The following is a 19,246-nucleotide window of genomic DNA, read 5'->3' as shown; positions in this document are numbered from 1 at the left end:
CTGAACCAATTTTATACCTTCTCTAAATCAAATGGCAATCGGCGGACACGCTTGCCGGTGGCGGCAAAAACAGCATTGGCCAAAGCAGGCGCTAACGGTGGTAACCCCGGTTCCCCGACGCCTTTGATCGTCGGACCACCTTCAGCCAAAATATGCACCTCAATAGGGGGCATTTCGTTAATACGTAACATCCGGTTGGCATCGAAATTTTTTTGCACGGCACGTCCATTTTCGAATGTAATACTGTCTTTAGTCGCAGCTGTGAGTGCCATTGCAATTGCACCTTCGACCTGTGCTTTTACCGTATCGGGATTCACCACCGTGCCCAGATCAATTACGCAATAAACCTTATCAACCGTGACGCCCCCAGCCTTGTTTTTCGATACTTCGACAACCTGACCAGCCAAACCCGCGAAAAACTCCCATTGAGCCACTCCACGACCTTTACCGGCGGGCAATGCCTTATCCCAATTCGAGACTTCTTTGAGCTTCGTTAGCACTCGTTTGGCATCAGATTCTTTCGTAAGCATCGACAGTCGAAAAGCTAACGGGTCTTGCCCGGCTTTATGAGCCATTTCGTCGAGGAAACACTCATGGGCAAACGCTAATGTCGGACTCGTTACTGAGCGCCAGTAGGTTAGCGGAATGTGCGTTTCGGCATGAACGTAGCGAGTATTCAGATTTGGGATCTCATATTTCTGCTCATTGGTGGCTTCGAGCATAGTGCCATCAGGCTTCGTCTTGTCGTATTTCTCGTTCATCGTCGCGTCGATTGATGGCGAGATGACTTTGTGCTGAAACGCTATGGCTTTTCCATCGGCAGACAATGCCCCACGCATCGCTGAGTAAGTCATAGGACGAAATGGCCCTAGTTGGGTATCGTCTTCCCGCGTCCAAACGACTTTTACGGGCTTGCCAACCGCTTTAGAAAGCAGAGCCGCTTCGGTGGCGAAATCCTGCGTAAGCCGACGACCAAATCCTCCACCATTGAACAGAACGTGCACCGTGATATTGTCGGCTGGAACTTTCAGCACTTTTGAGACTTCGTCTCTAACCAGATCGCCCCCTTGCGATGATACCCACAATTCGATTTTGTCTCCGGGCTGATAATGGGCCAGCGCATTCATGGGCTCCATAGGAGAGTGACTCACCATGGGCGTTTCGTATAACGCATCAAGTTTAGTGGGAGCGTCGGCAAACGTTTTGTCGAAATCGCCTGCATTATGGCCAACAACACCATCGGTTTTGGCTAGCTCACGGAGATTTTTTTCGAAATCAGCCGATTGGAAAGTATCATGTCCCTGATGATCCCATTTTACGTTGAGTGCTTTTCGACCTTGCAAAGCAGCCCAGTACGTATCGGCGATAATGGCTACACCTTCATAGCGATTTTTACCAACTACGCGCTCAACCTTTACGGCCTTCTGAACACCTTTCACTTTGAGCGCTTTACTGGCATCGAAACTCGCCAGTTTACTGCCTAATACCGGGCAACGCTCAATGGAAGCATAGACCATAGCGGCCACTTTGGCATCCATACCAAATGTGGCTTTCCCGGCTACTTTCAGTGGTACGTCGGGCCGGGGCATCGACTTGCCCAGCATCGTAAACTGTTTTGGGTCTTTCAGCTTTGGCTCTTTCGGAACCGGGAGTTTTGCGGCTGGTTCGGCTAGTTGACCATAGGTAAGTTTTTTGCCCGTTGGCTTGTGAATGACGGTCGCATTCTCGGCAAAGCACTCGTCAACAGGTACGCTCCACTGGTCACTGGCTGCTTTGATAAGCATCTCACGAGCCGATGCCCCAACTTTGCGCATCTGCGTGTAACCACCCCGAATAGAGCCACTACCCCCCACGGCCTGCGACCACATACCCCCAAACTTGCTTTCACCCCCGGTTTGGCGTATAACGACCTTGTCTAAGGCTACTTCGAGTTCTTCGGCAATCATCGCCGGAACAGATTGATACGTTCCCTGACCAATTTCGGGTCGGGGGTTCATCAATGTAATCCGCCCCGTTTTTTCGATAATAATATAAGGCGTAAGCTCAACAGACTCAGGTAAGGCACTTAAATTCAGTACAGGGCTGGCTATGCCTTCGACAGAAGGAAGCCCCAGGGCAAATGCTGCTCCGGTCAGGCCAGCCGCTTTCAGGAAAGCCCGACGGGATGTATTTGTGTCGCTGCTAGTAGGTTTCTGGCTCATCGCTTCCCGATTTTAGGTGTGGATTTTGGCATTTTGGGGGCTGATTGCATTTCGGCAGAAGCGGTATGAATCGCCTGTCGAATCCGACCATACGTACCACATCGGCAGATATTACCCTGCATGGCGATATCAATATCGTCATCGGTTGGTTTTGGCGTCTGCTTCAGCAACGCTACCGCCGACATGATTTGCCCCGACTGGCAATAGCCGCATTGCGGCACCTGATGTTCAATCCAGGCTTTTTGCACGGGATGGTCAGCGTTTTTAGAAAGTCCTTCGATCGTGGTTATTTTCTGACCAACTACTGCCGACACAGGCACGCTACAGGAGCGGGTAGGATTACCATCTAAGTGCACCGTGCAGGCTCCGCATTGAGCAATACCACAGCCAAACTTGGTGCCAGTGAGGCCAACCACATCACGGATCGCCCATAAGAGTGGCATTTCAGGGTCAACATCGACCGTATGTGCCTGATTGTTAATTGTCAATTTTAGTAATGACATAGCCAATTACGGATAGGGATTGAACAGGAAAGATACGATTTTTAGTAAACCAATTCTAGTAATCAGCGGGTTGCTGTGCTGGCTTCTGGAATTACTACCGCGCCCGTAGCTGCCATTGTTTTGGCATCTGCATCAGCTACGTGCCACGACTGGTCGAAATAACCTGTGACGACGGGTGTTTTGCTGGACTCTTTGAACAAAACAAAGTCGTTGAAACTCGACATCGAGTCAAAAATTCGGTTGGTAAAATAGTTTGCACTTTGCACGCCAGACCACCAGGGAAGGCCAGAACTAACGGCAACGTAGTGGTTATTCATCGGGAAAACGTAGAACAAGCCATACTCTTTTGCCGAGGTCGCCGATAATTGGATCGGGAGTCGATTGCTGTATTGATTAACGAGCGAATTTGTTTCCTTCGTGCCGAACAGGATCAAATTCGCGCTTTCTATATCGCTGGGTCGAACATCTTTATCGGCTACAACGTGGGGGAATACCATAATACGTCCAAGAAATTCTCCTCTGTAATTGGCCCAGTTGGCAGCCTGAGTTGCCATTTCCTGGCGGGCTTTTAATTCATCGGCCGATGGATTATCGGCTGTTCCGTATACATACAAATGTCTGCTGGCAAACGCTTCACTGAGTGGTCCTTCAGCACCAGCTCGCTTGGCTGTTGGTTGATAGGCGGTTGCTGCTTCCCAGCCACCATCGCGCTTAACTAATGTAAGGTTGTCGCTTGCCTGTGTGCTAATCGTTTTTCCATCAATGACGACATCGACAGGTTTTTTTACTTTAAAATTTGGGTGGCCGGTTAGTTTGAGTGTCAAGGCACCTACATTGGTCGTGGTGACATCGATATGATTTGAGCCGGAGAATTTGGCATCTACACTTGCCAACGTACCGGGTGTTAACTGATCTACCTGAACCCAATAGGCGTTGGTGTATTTATACTGTTTGGTTGAAAACCGTACGCGTTCGGGGAAGCGATTGCGTTTGAACTGATCGAACCAACCGAAGATAAACTCATTTTCGTAAGCCTGAACCCAACTGTCGTGTTTAACGCCCGGATATTCTTTATACGTGACGTTGACCCCCAAATCCTGAAACTTCTTGACCCATTGTCGTGTGCCTTCGGGTTTCACCGCCGGGTCGGCATCTCCCTGAAATAAATGAACGGGGAAATTTGTCGCATTGGCAGCTAACTCATCCGTGCCTTTAGGTGGAGCAGGGCAAACAGGAGCAATGGCAGCCCAAATATCAGGGCGACTCAGGCCAATCCAGAGCGTGCCGCCACCGCCCATCGACAGGCCGGTTAGATACGTCCGGTCTTCATCAATATTGAAGCGTTTTTTTACATCCGCTAATACGTCGTACACATCTTTTTCTGGGATACCCTGATAACCAGCAGTTCCTCGTGCAAAAGGAGAGGCAACAATATAATTTACATCGGCCCATTCTGGAAAATAGCGGCTTGCCTCAATGTCGGTTTCGCCATTCGCATTACTCTTGCCAAACACCCGTCGTAGCTCCAACCGATGGTTAGAGCCTGCGCCGTGTAACATAACCACCAGTGGGTATTTTTTCTTGGGATTGTAGTTTTTGGGTAGATACAAGCCATAAGGCTGCTCGGTATCATCAACGTCGGAGAAAAACGTTAGTACCTGAGGTCCGGGAGCAAGTTTTTGTGCCTGACCAACCAGTCGGATGGCCAGTAACAGGCAAGCTGCTACGAGTAGTCGAGTGAGACGCATAGGAATAAGATTTAGGAAAGGAAGATATATTCGCAATGAAACCGTAAATTATACACAATGACGATTCGTTGCAATCAACGATAAAACGGCGAAAAGAATTTTTTAATTTGCTCATGACTTATATCGACCAATTAAAGGCTTACTATGAACGAGTAACCGAAGAGTGTGTATCGGGCCTATCGCTCGATTGCGTTATTTTCGGATTTCACGATACAAGGCTGAAAGTACTTCTGCTGAAGTGGAAAGACACGAATGAGTGGAGTCTACCAGGTGGATTCATTTATAAGACTGAGTCGGTAGATACGGCGGCCGGACGGGTGTTGCGTGAACGAACGGGCCTGGATCAACTATTTCTGCAGCAGTTTCATTTATTTGGCGATGCGGTTCGGTACGATACCGACGATACGTGGCAGCGGTTAAAAATGCCAATGAAATATGGGGTTAACTGGCCGGACCGGACTATCTCAATGGGTTATTATGCTTTAGTCGACTACACCAAAGTAACCCCTGCGGTCGATTTTATGTCCGATGAATGCTGCTGGTGGGATGTAGCCGATTTACCCTCGCTGCTATATGACCATCGACATATAATTGACGTGGCGCTGAAAACACTTCGGCTTCAGTTGAACTGGCAACCTATTGGCCTGAATCTGATGCCCGAAAAATTTACAATACCCGAATTACAGCGACTCTATGAAGCGGTTCTGGATCGATCATTGGACGCCCGCAATTTTCATAAAAAAATAACGGGATTAAATATTCTGACTCGATTGGACGAACGCCGAACAGGAGGAGCACACAAATCTCCGTACCTGTATCAGTTTGATGAGGTGAATTACCAGAAAGCTCTGATTAATGGGAGTTTGAATTTTGTGTAGGGAACAATTAGTTAACCACATCTTATCTTTGCCAAAAACGCTTTTTATGACTGCTCTAGATGCCGTTTCACGTTACTACGACGCCTTTAATCGCAAAGATTGGGAAGCTATGCTTAGCCTGCTCCACCCAGAAGTTCGCCACGACAGTAATCAGGGAGCTACACGTATTGGCAAAGATATATTTCGTCAGTTTCTCCAGCATATGGACGATTGCTACGACGAAACTCTGACCGATATTGTCGTGATGACGGAGCCAACCGGCACTCGGGCTGCCTGCGAATTCGTGGTGAACGGGGTATACAAAAAAACGGATGGCGATTTGCCTGCCGCCACTGGTCAAACGTATGTGCTGCCTGCCGGTTCATTTCTTGACGTTTCCGATGGGCTCATTACCCGCGTTACAACGTATTACAATTTACCGCTCTGGGAGTCGCTGGTTTTGGGATAAAGTCAGTTGATTTGAAGAAATATTAGCCCATAGCTTAGCTGTGGGCTAATAGATATTTAAGGGATTCAAATCGATTTACTCGCGTCCCAAATTGTAATTCACGTCTTCCATTGCAAAATATCAACCTAATCTTCCGCCGATTAACAGGGCCAGCTTTCCAAACGGTTTTCGATGAGCTAGCGGCCCTGCGAATCGCTGTCTTTTACGACTTTCCTTATTTATATGAGGGATCGGTTGAGTACGAGAAAATCTATTTGGAAACCTATGCCCGCGCCGACCGATCATTCCTGTTCGCCGTTTACGATGGTGAACAGATGGTTGGCGCGACTACCGCTTTGCCATTACGTAACGAAACCGCCGAGGTGCAGGCCCCTTTCCTGAAAGCAGGCTACGATCCTGATACAGTCTTCTATTTTGGCGAAAGTATTTTGTTACCAGCTTATCGTGGGCTTGGCCTTGGACATCAATTCTTTACAGAGCGCGAAACGCATGCCCGGCAGTTTGGTCAGTACAAATTGACTTGCTTTTGCGCGGTGCAGCGTCCCGACGAGCATCCTCTTCGTCCAGCGAACTATCGACCACTTGATAATTTCTGGACAAAACGGGGTTACCAGCGTGACGAAACCCTGCAAAGTGAATTCGTTTGGCCCGACCGAAACGAGACAATCGAAACCGCTAAACCCATGATTTATTGGACGCGACCACTCGATTAAGCTACACACTGATTGAATTTAGGAGATTCATTTTCCTAACATAAACCCATTCTGGCAGTTGTTTTTGTGAATACAACAGACAACGCTATGAAAACAACTGCGTCGGAAGATCGCACAATAGGACTAGGGGTAGTGGGTATGGGAGGTTTTGGGCTGTTCGCCGTTCAGCAGTTTTTGCAAACCCCACATACAAAATTAATCGCCATTGCCGGATCAAAACGAGAAGAAGCCATTGTCGCTGCCAAGCGATTTGGGGCTGAAAATTTGGCAAGTATTGACGAACTGGTCAATCATCCAGACGTAGATCTGATCTATATCGCAACTCCTCCATTTCTGCATTACGAACAGGCTATGTTGGCCCTTAACGCAGGTAAACACGTCATCTGCGAAAAACCGCTGGCGATGAATCCCGAACAAGGCCGCGAGATGATCGAGACCGCCCGAGCGAAAGGTCTGCTGATGGTTACCAACCTGATGCAGCGCTACAACCCGATGTTTGCTCGCGTCAAGCACCTGATTGATAAAAACTTATTAGGCGATTTTTTACATGGGTATTTTGAAAATTACGCGGGTGATGAGGGCCTTTCGCCCGAACACTGGTTCTGGGATCGGACTAAATCGGGTGGGATTTTTATTGAGCATGGCGTTCACTTCTTCGACATGTTTACAGGCTGGTTGGGCAATGGAACGCTGAAAGCGTCGCAAGTAGTTAAGCGGCCAAATAGTAACAACATTGAGGACCAAGTTCAGGCTACGGTCGAATATGGTGATGAGGTGACGGGAAAGAAACTGGTCAATTTCTATCATGGCTTTACGCAAACCGGGCGGATGGATCGGCAGGAAATGCGTCTGTTGTTTGAGCGGGGCGACATTACGCTGTTTGAATGGGTGCCAACCCGAATGATCATGCGCTGCGCAGTTGATGAAGAAACTACCCGCGCACTTATGGAGCTATTTCCGGGCGCTCAACTGAATGTAACGGCCAATATCGGGGGGAAAGACCGACCCTTACGTGGTCGGCACAAAGAGTTCGACGCGTACCAGCAAATTGAACTCCGTTTCGGATTTGGAGATGAGAAACAACACATTTACAGCGAGTTGCTCCGACTGATGTTCCGCGACCAGATTAGGGCCATCCATTACCCCGAATCGCATCGGATCATTACAGAACAAAATGGACTCAATTCCCTGATGATTGCTACAGAAGCTGATCGGATGGCACGTAACCAATCTGTATGATAGCGAAAAGAGGAGTTAATAAAAAAATTTAGAATATTAGATAGAGACACTAAAATACCTGAAAACTAGCCAATTTTTTTCGACCTTTGTGGCTTCTCATCTTTTCTCCGCATAGCGCATCATGATTACGGAGTCCACTCTACTCGACAACTCGGACGGCCAATTGCCAGGAACATCACCCACCGGCGGCCCTATTCAGTCGGCCATCACCTATGAAAAAATTCCGACCCACATCTATGCTGATGCCAAGGATGCATCGCGGGCTGTGGCTCAGGAAATTGCTGATCTGATTCGCCAGAAACAAAGCGAAGGAAAGCCTTGTATTCTGGGGTTGGCAACCGGCTCTTCTCCTAAAACGGTTTATGCTGAACTGATTCGCATGCACCGCGAGGAACGCCTGAGTTTTCACAACGTTATATCGTTCAATCTGGACGAATATTACCCAATGGAGCCTGACTCCCTGCAAAGCTACTGGCGATTTATGCGGGAGCAATTGTTCGATCACGTCGATATTCCTGTCGGCAATTACCACGTTCCCGATGGCACACTGCGGACCGATAAAGTCGCTGAGTTTGCCAAGCAGTATGAAACCGAAATTGAAGCTGCCGGTGGTCTGGATTTCCAATTGTTAGGTATTGGGGGCAATGGACACATCGGTTTCAATGAGCCGGGTTCGTTGATTAACTCGCATACTCGCCTGATGATGCTCGATAACTCGACGCGGGCGGCCGCTTCGGTTGATTTTGGAGGACTCCCCAAAACACCGCGTAAAGCCATCACAATGGGCGTTTCAAGCATCCTGGGCGCCCGGCGCGTAGTTTTGCTGGCCTGGGGTGAGCGCAAAGCACCGGTTATCCGTGGAGCAGTAGAAGGTTTGGTAACGGAGTTAAATCCAGCATCGTATCTGCAAACACATCCGAACGCCTTGTTCGTGATTGACGAAGCCGCAGCTTCGGAGTTGACCCGCATGAAAACACCCTGGCTGGTAGATTCGGTGGTGTGGGACAACAAGATGAAGAAAAAGGCCGTTACCTATCTGTCGCTGACGCTCGGTAAGCCCGTTCTGAAACTAACCGACCGCGATTACAACGATAATGGGATGAGCGATCTGCTTGCCCAATATGGTCAGGCTTATGATATTAACATCGACGTTTTCAACCAGCTTCAGCATACCATCACGGGCTGGCCGGGTGGTAAACCAAACGCCGACGATACCAACCGTCCCGAACGGGCTTTGCCTGCTCACAAGCGCTGCCTGATCTTTAGCCCTCACCCCGACGATGATATTATCTCGATGGGCGGCACTTTCCAGCGTCTGCGCGATCAGGGCCACGAGGTACATGTGGGTTATCAGACGTCCGGTAACATTGCCGTGGCCGATGATGAAGCGCTACGTTTCGCAGATTACGTAGTGGATTTCAATACGAAATTCGGTATCAAAAGCCCCGAAGCGACCCGGATTTTCCAGGATGCAGCTGCTTCGTTACGTGAGAAAAAAGACTCCGAAATGGACACTGCTGAAGTACGCTACGTGAAGGGCCTGATCCGGATGGGTGAAGCCAAATCGACTTGCCGATTTGTAGGAATTCCGGTTGAGAACGCGCATTTCATGAACATGCCATTCTACGAAACGGGAACGGTAGCCAAGAAGCCGCTCAGCGAAGAAGATATCAAGATTACGATGGCGCTGATTGAAGAGGTAAAACCGCACCAAATCTATGCTGCTGGTGATCTTGCCGATCCGCACGGAACACACAAAGTTTGTTTAGATGCCATTCTGGAATCGGTTCGCCGGTTAAAGCACAAGAATTTCATGAAAGACTGCTGGGTATGGCTCTATCGGGGTGCCTGGGCCGAGTGGGATATTCACGAAATCGAAATGGCCGTTCCCATGTCGCCAGACCAGGTAATGAAAAAACGGCTTGGTATTTTCAAGCACCAGTCGCAGAAAGATGGCGTTGTATACCAAGGTACCGATTCGCGCGAGTTCTGGCAACGGGCTGAAGAACGCAACAGTGCCACCGCCGGTCTATATAACCGCTTAGGATTAGCTGAGTACGAAGCTATGGAGGCATTCGTACGCTGGCGGTTTTAAGTCCCTCAAAATGTAAGAAACAGCCCGCATATTGTCAGAAGCGATATGCGGGCTGTTTCTTTGATGTCCCAACTTACTTATCGTACCGGTAACTCCCAGGTAAATGCCATGGGCACTCCTTCATTGGTTAGGCCTTGGAGAACGATTCGTAGCCGTTTAGCTGTATCGCTGAGCGGAAAAATTAAGCGGCCTAATCCGTCGGTATCCGTCTGGCCCAATGGTTGCCAAAACAGCATATCCCGGCGATCCTGATGCGTGTCAACGGGAGATGATTCGTAGCGTGGTACATAAAATTCGCGGGGTGTGACAAAGCCAAATACCGTAACTGCTGTGCTACTGGGCTTGGCCAGCTGATCGTTATTTCCTTTTTTTGTATAGACAGCAATAACGCCCCCGGCTGCACGAGCCCCATAGATGCCAGCAGTAGTCGGGTTTTTCAATAACTCTACCCGACTCACCGTACGAGGATCTACCTGTAAGAGTACAGTCTGGTCAGCATATACACCATCCAGCAAATAGAGCGGACCACTATTGCCAAAGGAACTGGGACCACGAATTGTAACGCTATAGCCTCCCCCCATAGGATTAGGAATTATGGAGGCTCCGGGCAATCGACCCATCATTAATTCAAAAACATTTGCAAACGAAGGACTATTCTCATCTACCCGAATGACTGCATCGTAACCCGCATGCAAACTAGACCGCTCTACGTCAATGGGCCGCTCTGGAGGGGGTTTCATTGCCCGCACCGTAACTTCGGCTAGTTGACGCGCAGTTGAGTCACGATAGAGAGCTGGCCATGCTGCCTGACGACTACTTGCCTGAGTCAGTAAATTGGTTGGTAGAGATGAATAAGAATCCGTCAAAACAGGGGTATTAAAATGCCCACCAGGCGTATCGAATGTAATGGCAGCTCCTGCCAGTCCAGTGGAGAAAACACGGGCCTGCACTGGTACCGAATCGGTTAGCAAGAGGCTGCTTACCTGGAACTGCCCCTGATTATCTGTAGTGACAGATCGTATTTGCTGTTGATCACCCTTCCCCAGCCATAACAGCATGGTTTTTTGGGTTAGGAGATTTCCCTGTTTGTCGCGGACGTGCCCACTCAATGTCCAGCCTCCTGTAGAATCAACCACTGAAGCCGAGGGTAATCGTCGCCAGCCTTGAGTAAGCAGTAAGTTGTCCAGGTCGCCCAGGTGTTCTGGCTCTATGTAATAAGCCGGCGATTCAATTGTACCGCGCAATCCACTCGTTAGCAGCATGTACGTTCGTAAATCCACTCGGTTGGTATCTGCCGGTAATTGATCAGCATCGGTCACAGCCGCCGACCAACTTCCTGCTACGGGATACCCTTCCGAATCACGAAACTGAAGCCCGATGACAACTTCCTGCCGGGGTTCATATTGGGGTTTGGCCGTCGTGACCCGCATCTGAATTCGCTCAGATCGTTCTGGAATAAATATCAGACGTTCGGCGCGGGGCTGGTTGGTTGTATCCCAGACTGTCAGTCTACATACACCTGGCGGTAGTGCCGCAGTCGATAAGGTAAATTTGGCTTCCCCTTTGGTCAGTAACCATTTCTGCCGATAGGCTAGTTGTTCCCGACTTTGCAAGGTAAGATAGACAGGTTGCTGACTGTAACGGCCTGTAGCCCGGATGCTGATTATCACACGACTACTATCCGAAACTGCATCGGCTGCCAGTGCCCAGCCTTCTGATTCAACATCGGGTAAAGGTACGGTCTGTGTAGCTCCGTTTAGATCAATGAGGGCGCGGTAATGCTGACCCGACTGTGGACTCAGAGACACTTGTCCCATACCAAGACTATTGGTACTGAACCGCGCTACTTCGAGTCCAGTCTGATCAACGATACGTCCGCTAACCAAGCTGCCCTTCCCGTTGGGTCGAAGTGCTTTAATGCCTAATCGCCCGACAACACCCGCCAGCCAGCGCCCACCTTCGGGCAGAAACTGTACATCAAGCGAGTCTGATAACGGCTTCCCGGCGCTTTTGAACACGACTTTGGCGAGGTCGCTTTTGCCAACTGACTGTTTAGTGTTGAGTTGACTAAGGTTATAGACTGGAAATGAGCACTCAAAAGCCGGTCCATTTGCCGGTTGATCCAGGTCTGTATAAGCTCGTAGGAAATAAGTGTCCGACGATAGGGTATCGGCCAAACGAAAACTGGCTGCAGCTCGCCCATCGATTAATCGCAGCCATTGATGCTGCACTCGTTGGCCACCAGACGTAACGAGTTCCAGATGCAGGGGCGTTCCGGTACGTCCGGCTATAGGAAGCTGACGGGCAGGGTCGATTACATAAGCGCTGAGCCACAGCTGATCACCAGTGCAGTAAAATGCTTTATCGGTCTGCACATAGACGACTGGCGGGGTTCGCTCATACTGTCGTCGGCGATTAGCGACTAAGGTATCCAGTCTGGCATCGGCTCGACCAGGCCGCCCCGCAGCGACGCTTTCACTAATTAGCATCTCGCCGTCGGTTGGTGCCCAGTCTGCTGGTAATAAGGTTGCCAACCGGTCATTGCCCATATAGCCGCGTACGTCCAACCCATTTCCCTGCGTGATCCACCCATTGGTCGTAAGTTCGAGCGATCCTTTGGGTAAAATCAGCATAGAGTACGCATAAGGCGAGTCTCGATAGGGTGAGTTAGCGGCATAGACCCGGTTATAATACACTTCCAGCGGCTGATCGGAAACTAATCGTCGTTCAAATGGAAGTTCTCCTGGTTTGAACAACGTTGCCGTTTGTTCACGGCTGATGTATTGTCGATCGCGTGTTTTTACGAAGGGTAGCGCCCGGTTAACGCCTTCATTCGTTAACGGTGTGCGGTAGACAAGATAACCGGCTTGTTCATGAGTACCCGTTAGCAAACTAGCCAGCAAATGTTGCAGAGATCCCCGGTAGACGTTCATCCGATTGGCCTGCCAGCGGGCTTGTTGGCGAGTATCGGGCGCTTTTATTTCCTCAAACCGACTTGCCCCGGCAAACTGCATCTTACCCTGATAAAGATCAAAATAGAGCAGGTCATAGTACAGTCGATAGCCTAGTGCCCGGTTTTCAATAATCAGTGGCTCGCTCGCCTGAACACGCAAATGCCCTTTCTCTTCCTGAAAGGACAGTACGTTCGGGTTAGTGATTTGGCATTGTCTGGCCTGGGGTTGATTGCCCAATAATTCACGACTAAATGTACGTAACTGGCGCGCCCAACTCTGATTGTGCCGCGCCGTAACCGTTACACTAGCCAAAGACTGATCGGCGGGTTCCAGTTTGATATCTAACGTGCGTTGGCGTGTGTCTGTCAGACGTAGTGGCAGGCGAGTGGTCTGATAACCGAGTACCGAACCTACCAATTCATGATTGCCCAATGGAACAGATGCCAGTTTGTAGACGCCATTTTGATCTGCATTTGTGCCCTGAGAACTATTGTTGAGGTAAACGGTAGCAAAGGGAAGCGGTTCGCCTGTTTTAGCGTCGAGAACCCGGCCCGTCAGAGAAGCCAGTGGCGTCTGGGCAAGGGCAACACTGGCTGAAAACCAGACTAATAGTCCAAGCTTAGCAAAACGTGTTTTTAGAAAGGATTGGCGCCAATGCATAGTCTTCATTAGAAATACAATATGCAATATGAACTACTAAAGCCCTCAGGTGGAGAAGAATACTATTAACAAAAATGATCTCTCAACTTTCTCGTCTGAGCCGCTTTTACTAAGCATAACCACTTGCCGTTAATAAGCTGCATCTGTTGGGATAATGAATCGATTGCACACTTACCAATTCGTCTATTAGTAAAAAATCCAGAGCGGTTGATTCGCGAAAAAATAGCAAATCTGTTAAAAATCTATCCGTATAGTTGATGTAATATAAAATTTGAATATAATTGCATTTTTATATAATAGTTATATTATAATCTAACACCAGTAACCTCTCTTTCAGTCTTATGACCAGACAAAACAAACAGAGAACATTTCGACTTTTTGCTCTGCACGAATTTATTCAGGATCATTTTAGTAAATCTGACTGGATCAAGGTAGGTTATTTGACGGATAGCCTTGAGTTGATTGAGGATCACCCTCGATTACTTCGTAGTCTGGATTTTAAAGATGATGATTATGAGGGAAATAGCTTACAGGTATTGTCCAAGCTAATTAGTGAAAGCACCAGCAATCTATATGAAATCGAACGATTTGTTGAAGTCAAAAAATCGACGATGAATCGGTCTGTTCGCGAAATCCCGGAGTTTATTTCAACTGTTCAGACGATCACACCCGAACGGGTCATTACGTTTGCGCCTGACGTATTTCGTATTCCGGTTAAATCGGTTGAGTCGAATGTATTGTCAGTAATGATGCCGTTCGAAAGCCGATTTTCGGGTACCTACACGGCTATTCGGAATGTGTGCGCCCGACTTGGCATCGACTGCAAACGGGCCGACGATATTTGGGATAATAGCATCCTGATTCAGGATGTATTTGATCTGATTTTTACATCAAAAGCCGTTATAACCGATTTCACCGACCGAAATCCGAATGTGTTTTACGAAACGGGCGTTGCTCATACACTGGGAAAATTGGTGATTCCCATCACCCAATCTACCAGCGACATTCCGTTCGACCTCCGGCACCATCGCGCCTTAACCTATCTGCCAAATACCGAGGGTTTGTTGAAGCTGGAGAAAGATTTAGAGAAAAAGCTGGCGAAGGTGTTTAGTTGATTCCTTTCCCTTCCTTGTTGTATCTTCGGGGAAACCTTCCTGACTTATGGAATCTTCCGTTTCGACAAGCCGTGCTAATACTCAATCTGTCCCAACTGGTTCATCACGCCTGCTCTCGCTTGATTTTTTTCGTGGCCTGACCGTTGCGGCTATGATTACGGTCAATAATCCTGGCGATTGGGGCCACATTTATGCGCCCCTTGAGCACGCGCCCTGGAACGGCTGGACGCCTACCGATCTGATTTTCCCGTTCTTCCTATTCATTGTCGGCGTGTCGATTACGTTTGCGCTTGGTCGGACTGAGGGTATGGAAAAAGGCGTAATCGGGAAGATTGTAAAACGAAGCGTAACGCTGTTTTTGCTAGGATTATTTCTGAACTTCTTTCCTAAGTTCGATATCTCGCTGGTTCGGATTCCAGGGGTGCTGCAACGTATCGCCCTGGTGTACCTGGCCTGCTCACTTATTTTTCTAAAAACAACTCCTCGCCAGCAGGTTTATATTTTCTGTAGCCTGGTTCTGGGCTATTGGTTTCTCATGACGGTCATTCCGGTTCCGGGCGTGGGCTATGCCAATCTGGAGCCAGAGACAAATCTGGCGGCCTGGTTCGACCGAACGATTCTAACGCCTGCGCACGTGTACAAACCTGCGAAAGTCTGGGATCCTGAAGGCTTGTTGAGTACGTTACCCGCAATTGGTACAGGTCTTTTGGGTTTACTTACCGGAACGTGGTTGCGAGGCAATCGGCCGGTGGCCGAGAAAGTCGCCTGGCTCTTTGCATCGGGTTGTCTAATAACCTTAGGTGGCTTAATCCTTGACGGATTGTTTCCAATTAACAAAGCACTCTGGACTAGTTCATTTGTACTGCTGGCAGGTGGCCTGGCGATGCTTGGTCTGGCATTGTGCTATTGGCTAATCGATGTTCAGCATTATAAGCGGGGCGTGTTGCCATTTGTTGCCTTTGGAGTGAATGCCATTACCGTGTTTTTTCTGTCGGGACTGATTCCGCGTATCATGAATCTGATTCACGTTACTCAGCCCGACGGCACCGAAATAGGCTCAAAAGAATATCTCTACCGAACCTTTATTGCGCCACATTTTACCGACCCTAAAAATGCATCATTGGCAGGAGCGCTCACATTTGTACTGATCTGGTTTGGTATTCTCTGGTGGATGTATCGGAAAAACGTGATTATTAAGGTGTAGATCGTGGCACAGCTTTTTGCGAAAGTCCAATTGAATCATAACCCGAGTTTTAGTTGGGAGTTAGTACTATAAGTCAATTTTTGTCCCGCATCGACATTCACCTGTTGGGCATTGGCTACATAATAGGCCGGGATCGTTACGATATGTTTAATCTGCACCACATCTGTATTCATCGGTACTCGATTACAGGACCAAACCGTATTGTCATCCCAGCTTCCGGCCTTTACCGTGTACATCCCTGCACAGGGGGAGAAAAAGAGTGAATAGGAAAAGGCTGAGCTTTCGGTGGGGGAACAGAGCGTTTTAATTTGCCACTCATATTGAAGGCCCGTAGTCAATCCGGTTAGTACGTATGTGCCATGCAGATCAATACTAGTCAGGTTACTGATGGTTATCCAGTCACTGGTTCCAACTGGCCGGTACCGAGCCTCGTATCGACTCTGGGTATCTGCCTGAAGATAAGCCCAGTTCAGTTGGACCGATGTGGGTGTGAGTCCGAAGGCAAACAGGTTGGTGGGGTACTCACAACTATAGGTGGTAAAGGTGCTGATTTCCGAGAAATCGGAGGACGCTCCATCGCTACAGTGCGTTTTGACCTGCCATTCATAGGCTGTATTGGTAGGTAAGCTCGTCAAGTCCACAAATGATGTGGTCAGATTGCTAATGGTAATCCAGTTAGGGCTTCCCGTGGTGCGGTAGCGGACTTCGTAACTGACATCGATCCCTACCGATGCCCAGGATACAAGGGCAGAGGTAGCCCTGATAGTGGTATTCAGACCACTAGGAATACGGCACTGTGTGGTGAAGGCGGGGCCAGGAGTAAAGCTTGAACTTTGCGTTTCGGAACACACACTTCGAGCCTCCCATTCGTATTGGGTATTGTTGGTCAGCCCAGTTAGCGAATACGATTTAGAGGTAGCTGTTGACGCCGGGATACTGAGGGTCGCCCAGTTGGTTGATCCAACGGGTCGGAAACGAATATCAAACCGGGTGTCAGGGTCGCTTGTGGTTGACAAGTACAGTCTAGCCGATGTACTGGTGAGCTGGTCGACGGAGAGATTGTAAGCTAAAGGAGCATTACATACGGTAGTGAAGGTAGCTGTGGCTGAATAATCGGACTGGCTGGTCGCGTTACAAACCGTACGCACCCGCCATTCGTAGGTTGTGCCAACGGTTAACCCGCTAACCCCCCCTCCCCATATGGTTGAAACCCCATAGTAAGTACTTACAACAGTGGCCCAGGTAGAGCTACCTATAACCCGGTATTGAATTTCGAAACTGGCCCCAGGCTCAAGCGAATTGCTGATTGACCACGACAGGGTAGCTGCCGAGGCTGTTGGGGAGCTGCTTAAGTTGGTCGGTATACGGCAACCGGTCGTGAAGCTGACGGGGGCAGTGAAAGTCGAACTTTCGGTGGGTGTGCAGACTCGTTGCACCTGCCATTCATAGGCCGTATTGGTGGACAAGCCCGTTAGTGAATACGAGGTGCTGGTCAGACCGTCGATCGTCGTCCAGGTAGGCTGACCCACTGGTCGGTAGCGGAAGCTGTAGGTGGCTGTCGGTTCGAAATTAGGGACATTCCAGCCTAATCTAGCCGCTGTTGAATATACATAAGCTGCTCCAGGAGCAGTGGGTGTCTGACAGCTAAGCGTAGTAAAGGATAGAGGACTACTATAGGCTGTTGTGACAGGCGTTGTACCGGGGCAGGTTGCCTGTACCTCGTATTCGTAGACCGTGCTGGAGGTGAGGCCCGTTAGGGAATAAAACGAGCTGATCCCAGTGTTGATGGTTGTCCAGTTGGGATTTCCCTGTGGTCGCCACTGTAGGGTATAGGTTTGGGGGTAAATGCCGCCCAATGAGAGGTCGGCTGAAGTTCGGGTAATAGAGGAATTATAGGGGTTTGGAGTTGGACAAGGGGTAGTAAAACTCGCTGGAGCAGAATAGACTGTCCCGGAAGTCGTCTTGACTTGCCATTCATAGTTGGTGTTAAGGGTTAGGCTATAGAGGATGTAATTGTTGGTTTGTACTGAATTGATCGTATTCCAGGTATTGCTACCAACTACTCGCCACTGCACATCGTAAGTAACCCCTGCTCCAGCACTAGTCCAATTCAACTGCGCACTGTATATGCTGATGTTGGTGGTAGTTAATCCAGTTAATGGCGGAGGAGCTGCCGTGACAGTTGCAGTGGGGCTCAGGCTACCAGTGGTGGTATTGGATGGTCGAATACGATAGTAATAGACCAGGTTAGGTACAATTTGAGCATCCGTGAAAGTCGTTACATCAGGGGCCACCCCATCAATCGGTAAAAAACCGCTGGTAGGCGAAGTTGAGCGTTCGATGAAATACCCCATTTCATTGTTGGCGTTGTCCTGCCAGGTCAGTATGATGGCGTTATTGCTGAAAGTACCTGTCAGGTTACTGGGGGCCGTTACGGGTGTAGGAGGAGCATCGAGGGTATAAGCGGTGTGGGTCTGACGCAGGGCTAATCCCGCCTGTACGCGATCGTATTGGCCAGGGGTAAAATCGGTTCCACAATTACTGAAATAATAAGACATAATGTTGGTTACCGACGGCGAATAAGGATCGCCATTGGCATCGCGGTACGGTCTGTCCTGATTATAAACTATGCAACCATTTATAAGTATCGAAGGGTTATCGTTAAGCGTATACGGATCTGCAGGCGTATCGCAGATTAGATCACCGGCAGTGCTACAATTTGCTCCGGCACCTCTGGTAACTAGTTCATCCGTAAACTCAGTGCCGTTATTATTGCCAAATGTGTGATATAAATTAAAACTGTGTCCTAGCTCATGGGGAATCGTCTGGTTGCCCAAGAATTGGGACCTTGATCCATCGCCTGTTGCGATGAACGAGCGTGTTGATATGATATCATTGGTTGGATAGCGAGCGTAGCCGCTAATAAAAGCGGAGAATTGATATACGTAATACTGGTTCATGGCATTGTAAGCATCACGCCCATCCACCACTGAACCTTCACCATAAGGGAAGCTTTCGTATAACTGATCGTTATCAATATAATCGGGCGTTGAACCGGCAAAATAAAACTGGATGCCAAATCCATTTAACAGGTAATGACTATTTGTATAGGCCATTTGCTGGTTCAGCCCGGTCATGGTTAACGACGGCCCCGTTCCATTACTTCGGCGAATAATGTGTGGACGGATAGGGACATACATTATGGATGTAAATGCCGATGGATTGGTGGCTCGTTTGCGTTGCAGAGCCTGATTAGCCTCCTTCACCAACGATTGGGCCTGGTCGGGTGTTAAGTCTACAATACCACAAAGAGCCGTGCTAGACTGAGGGAGAGTCTGGGCCAGTACGGGGTTGTAAGTACTAAGCCAAAGCATCAACCCAATTGCCAGCAGGAGGGGTAAAGATGCACATTTCATACGATACGGCGGCTATGAGGTAAGATGAGATAATATAGACTTTGGGGTAATTTAATTGGGCCTATAAAAAAT

12 protein-coding genes are annotated in these 19,246 nt (G+C 48.9%); 7 read left to right on the top strand and 5 right to left on the bottom strand.

Annotation, left to right across the window (positions count from 1 at the left end):
* Positions 1-11 precede the first annotated feature (11 nt).
* The 3 genes from GO755_RS07275 to GO755_RS07265 all read right to left on the bottom strand — a co-directional run bounded on the left by GO755_RS07275 (position 12) and on the right by GO755_RS07265 (position 4,452).
* Positions 12-2,201 (bottom strand): xanthine dehydrogenase family protein molybdopterin-binding subunit, encoded by a 2,190-nt coding sequence (locus GO755_RS07275; protein WP_157584050.1) that lies wholly within the window; start codon positions 2,199-2,201, stop codon positions 12-14.
* Positions 2,198-2,704: a (2Fe-2S)-binding protein gene (locus GO755_RS07270; RefSeq protein WP_157584049.1), complete on the bottom strand. Its 507-nt coding sequence runs from the start codon at positions 2,702-2,704 to the stop codon at positions 2,198-2,200. The genes GO755_RS07275 and GO755_RS07270 overlap by 4 nt, the downstream gene beginning before the upstream one ends.
* A gap of 62 nt (positions 2,705-2,766) precedes the next feature.
* Positions 2,767-4,452: a carboxylesterase family protein gene (locus tag GO755_RS07265; protein WP_157584048.1), complete on the bottom strand. Its 1,686-nt coding sequence runs from the start codon at positions 4,450-4,452 to the stop codon at positions 2,767-2,769.
* A 113-nt stretch (positions 4,453-4,565) separates the two neighbouring features.
* On the opposite strand from GO755_RS07265, the gene GO755_RS07260 reads away from it, so the two are divergent.
* From GO755_RS07260 to nagB, 5 genes are all read left to right on the top strand, one after another.
* Positions 4,566-5,330, top strand: coding sequence for an NUDIX hydrolase (locus tag GO755_RS07260; protein WP_157584047.1), 765 nt, complete (start codon positions 4,566-4,568; stop codon positions 5,328-5,330).
* A 46-nt stretch (positions 5,331-5,376) separates the two neighbouring features.
* Positions 5,377-5,778 (top strand): ketosteroid isomerase-related protein, encoded by a 402-nt coding sequence (locus tag GO755_RS07255; RefSeq protein WP_157584046.1) that lies wholly within the window; start codon positions 5,377-5,379, stop codon positions 5,776-5,778.
* A 110-nt stretch (positions 5,779-5,888) separates the two neighbouring features.
* Positions 5,889-6,491, top strand: a complete 603-nt coding sequence (locus tag GO755_RS07250) for a GNAT family N-acetyltransferase (RefSeq protein WP_157584045.1) — start codon at positions 5,889-5,891, stop codon at positions 6,489-6,491.
* Positions 6,492-6,578: 87 nt separating this feature from the next.
* Positions 6,579-7,730, top strand: a complete 1,152-nt coding sequence (locus tag GO755_RS07245; RefSeq protein WP_157584044.1) for a Gfo/Idh/MocA family protein — start codon at positions 6,579-6,581, stop codon at positions 7,728-7,730.
* Positions 7,731-7,851: 121 nt separating this feature from the next.
* The gene (gene nagB, locus GO755_RS07240) at positions 7,852-9,825 is read left to right on the top strand and encodes a glucosamine-6-phosphate deaminase (RefSeq protein ID WP_157584043.1); all 1,974 of its coding nucleotides are present in this window, start codon (positions 7,852-7,854) and stop codon (positions 9,823-9,825) included.
* Between the two features lie 77 nt (positions 9,826-9,902).
* On the opposite strand, the gene GO755_RS07235 is transcribed toward nagB, so the two are convergent.
* A complete protein-coding gene (locus GO755_RS07235; RefSeq protein WP_198174772.1) occupies positions 9,903-13,439 on the bottom strand; it encodes a carboxypeptidase-like regulatory domain-containing protein in 3,537 nt (1,178 codons plus the stop codon).
* A 341-nt stretch (positions 13,440-13,780) separates the two neighbouring features.
* Between GO755_RS07235 and GO755_RS07230 the strand changes: the two genes are divergently transcribed.
* Both GO755_RS07230 and GO755_RS07225 read left to right on the top strand, forming a co-directional pair.
* On the top strand, positions 13,781-14,554 hold the full coding sequence (locus tag GO755_RS07230) for a hypothetical protein (RefSeq protein WP_157584041.1): 774 nt from the start codon (positions 13,781-13,783) through the stop codon (positions 14,552-14,554).
* 46 nt (positions 14,555-14,600) lie between these two features.
* On the top strand, positions 14,601-15,758 hold the full coding sequence (locus GO755_RS07225) for an acyltransferase family protein (RefSeq protein ID WP_157584040.1): 1,158 nt from the start codon (positions 14,601-14,603) through the stop codon (positions 15,756-15,758).
* A gap of 35 nt (positions 15,759-15,793) precedes the next feature.
* Here GO755_RS07225 and GO755_RS07220 read toward each other — a convergent pair whose 3' ends face one another.
* Positions 15,794-19,174, bottom strand: a complete 3,381-nt coding sequence (locus GO755_RS07220) for a fibronectin type III domain-containing protein (protein WP_157584039.1) — start codon at positions 19,172-19,174, stop codon at positions 15,794-15,796.
* Positions 19,175-19,246 lie beyond the last annotated feature (72 nt).

The sequence above is a fragment of the Spirosoma arboris genome (genome assembly GCF_009754945.1).
Lineage (GTDB): Bacteria > Bacteroidota > Bacteroidia > Cytophagales > Spirosomataceae > Spirosoma > Spirosoma arboris.
This window is presented reverse-complemented; position numbering and strand designations above follow the sequence as displayed.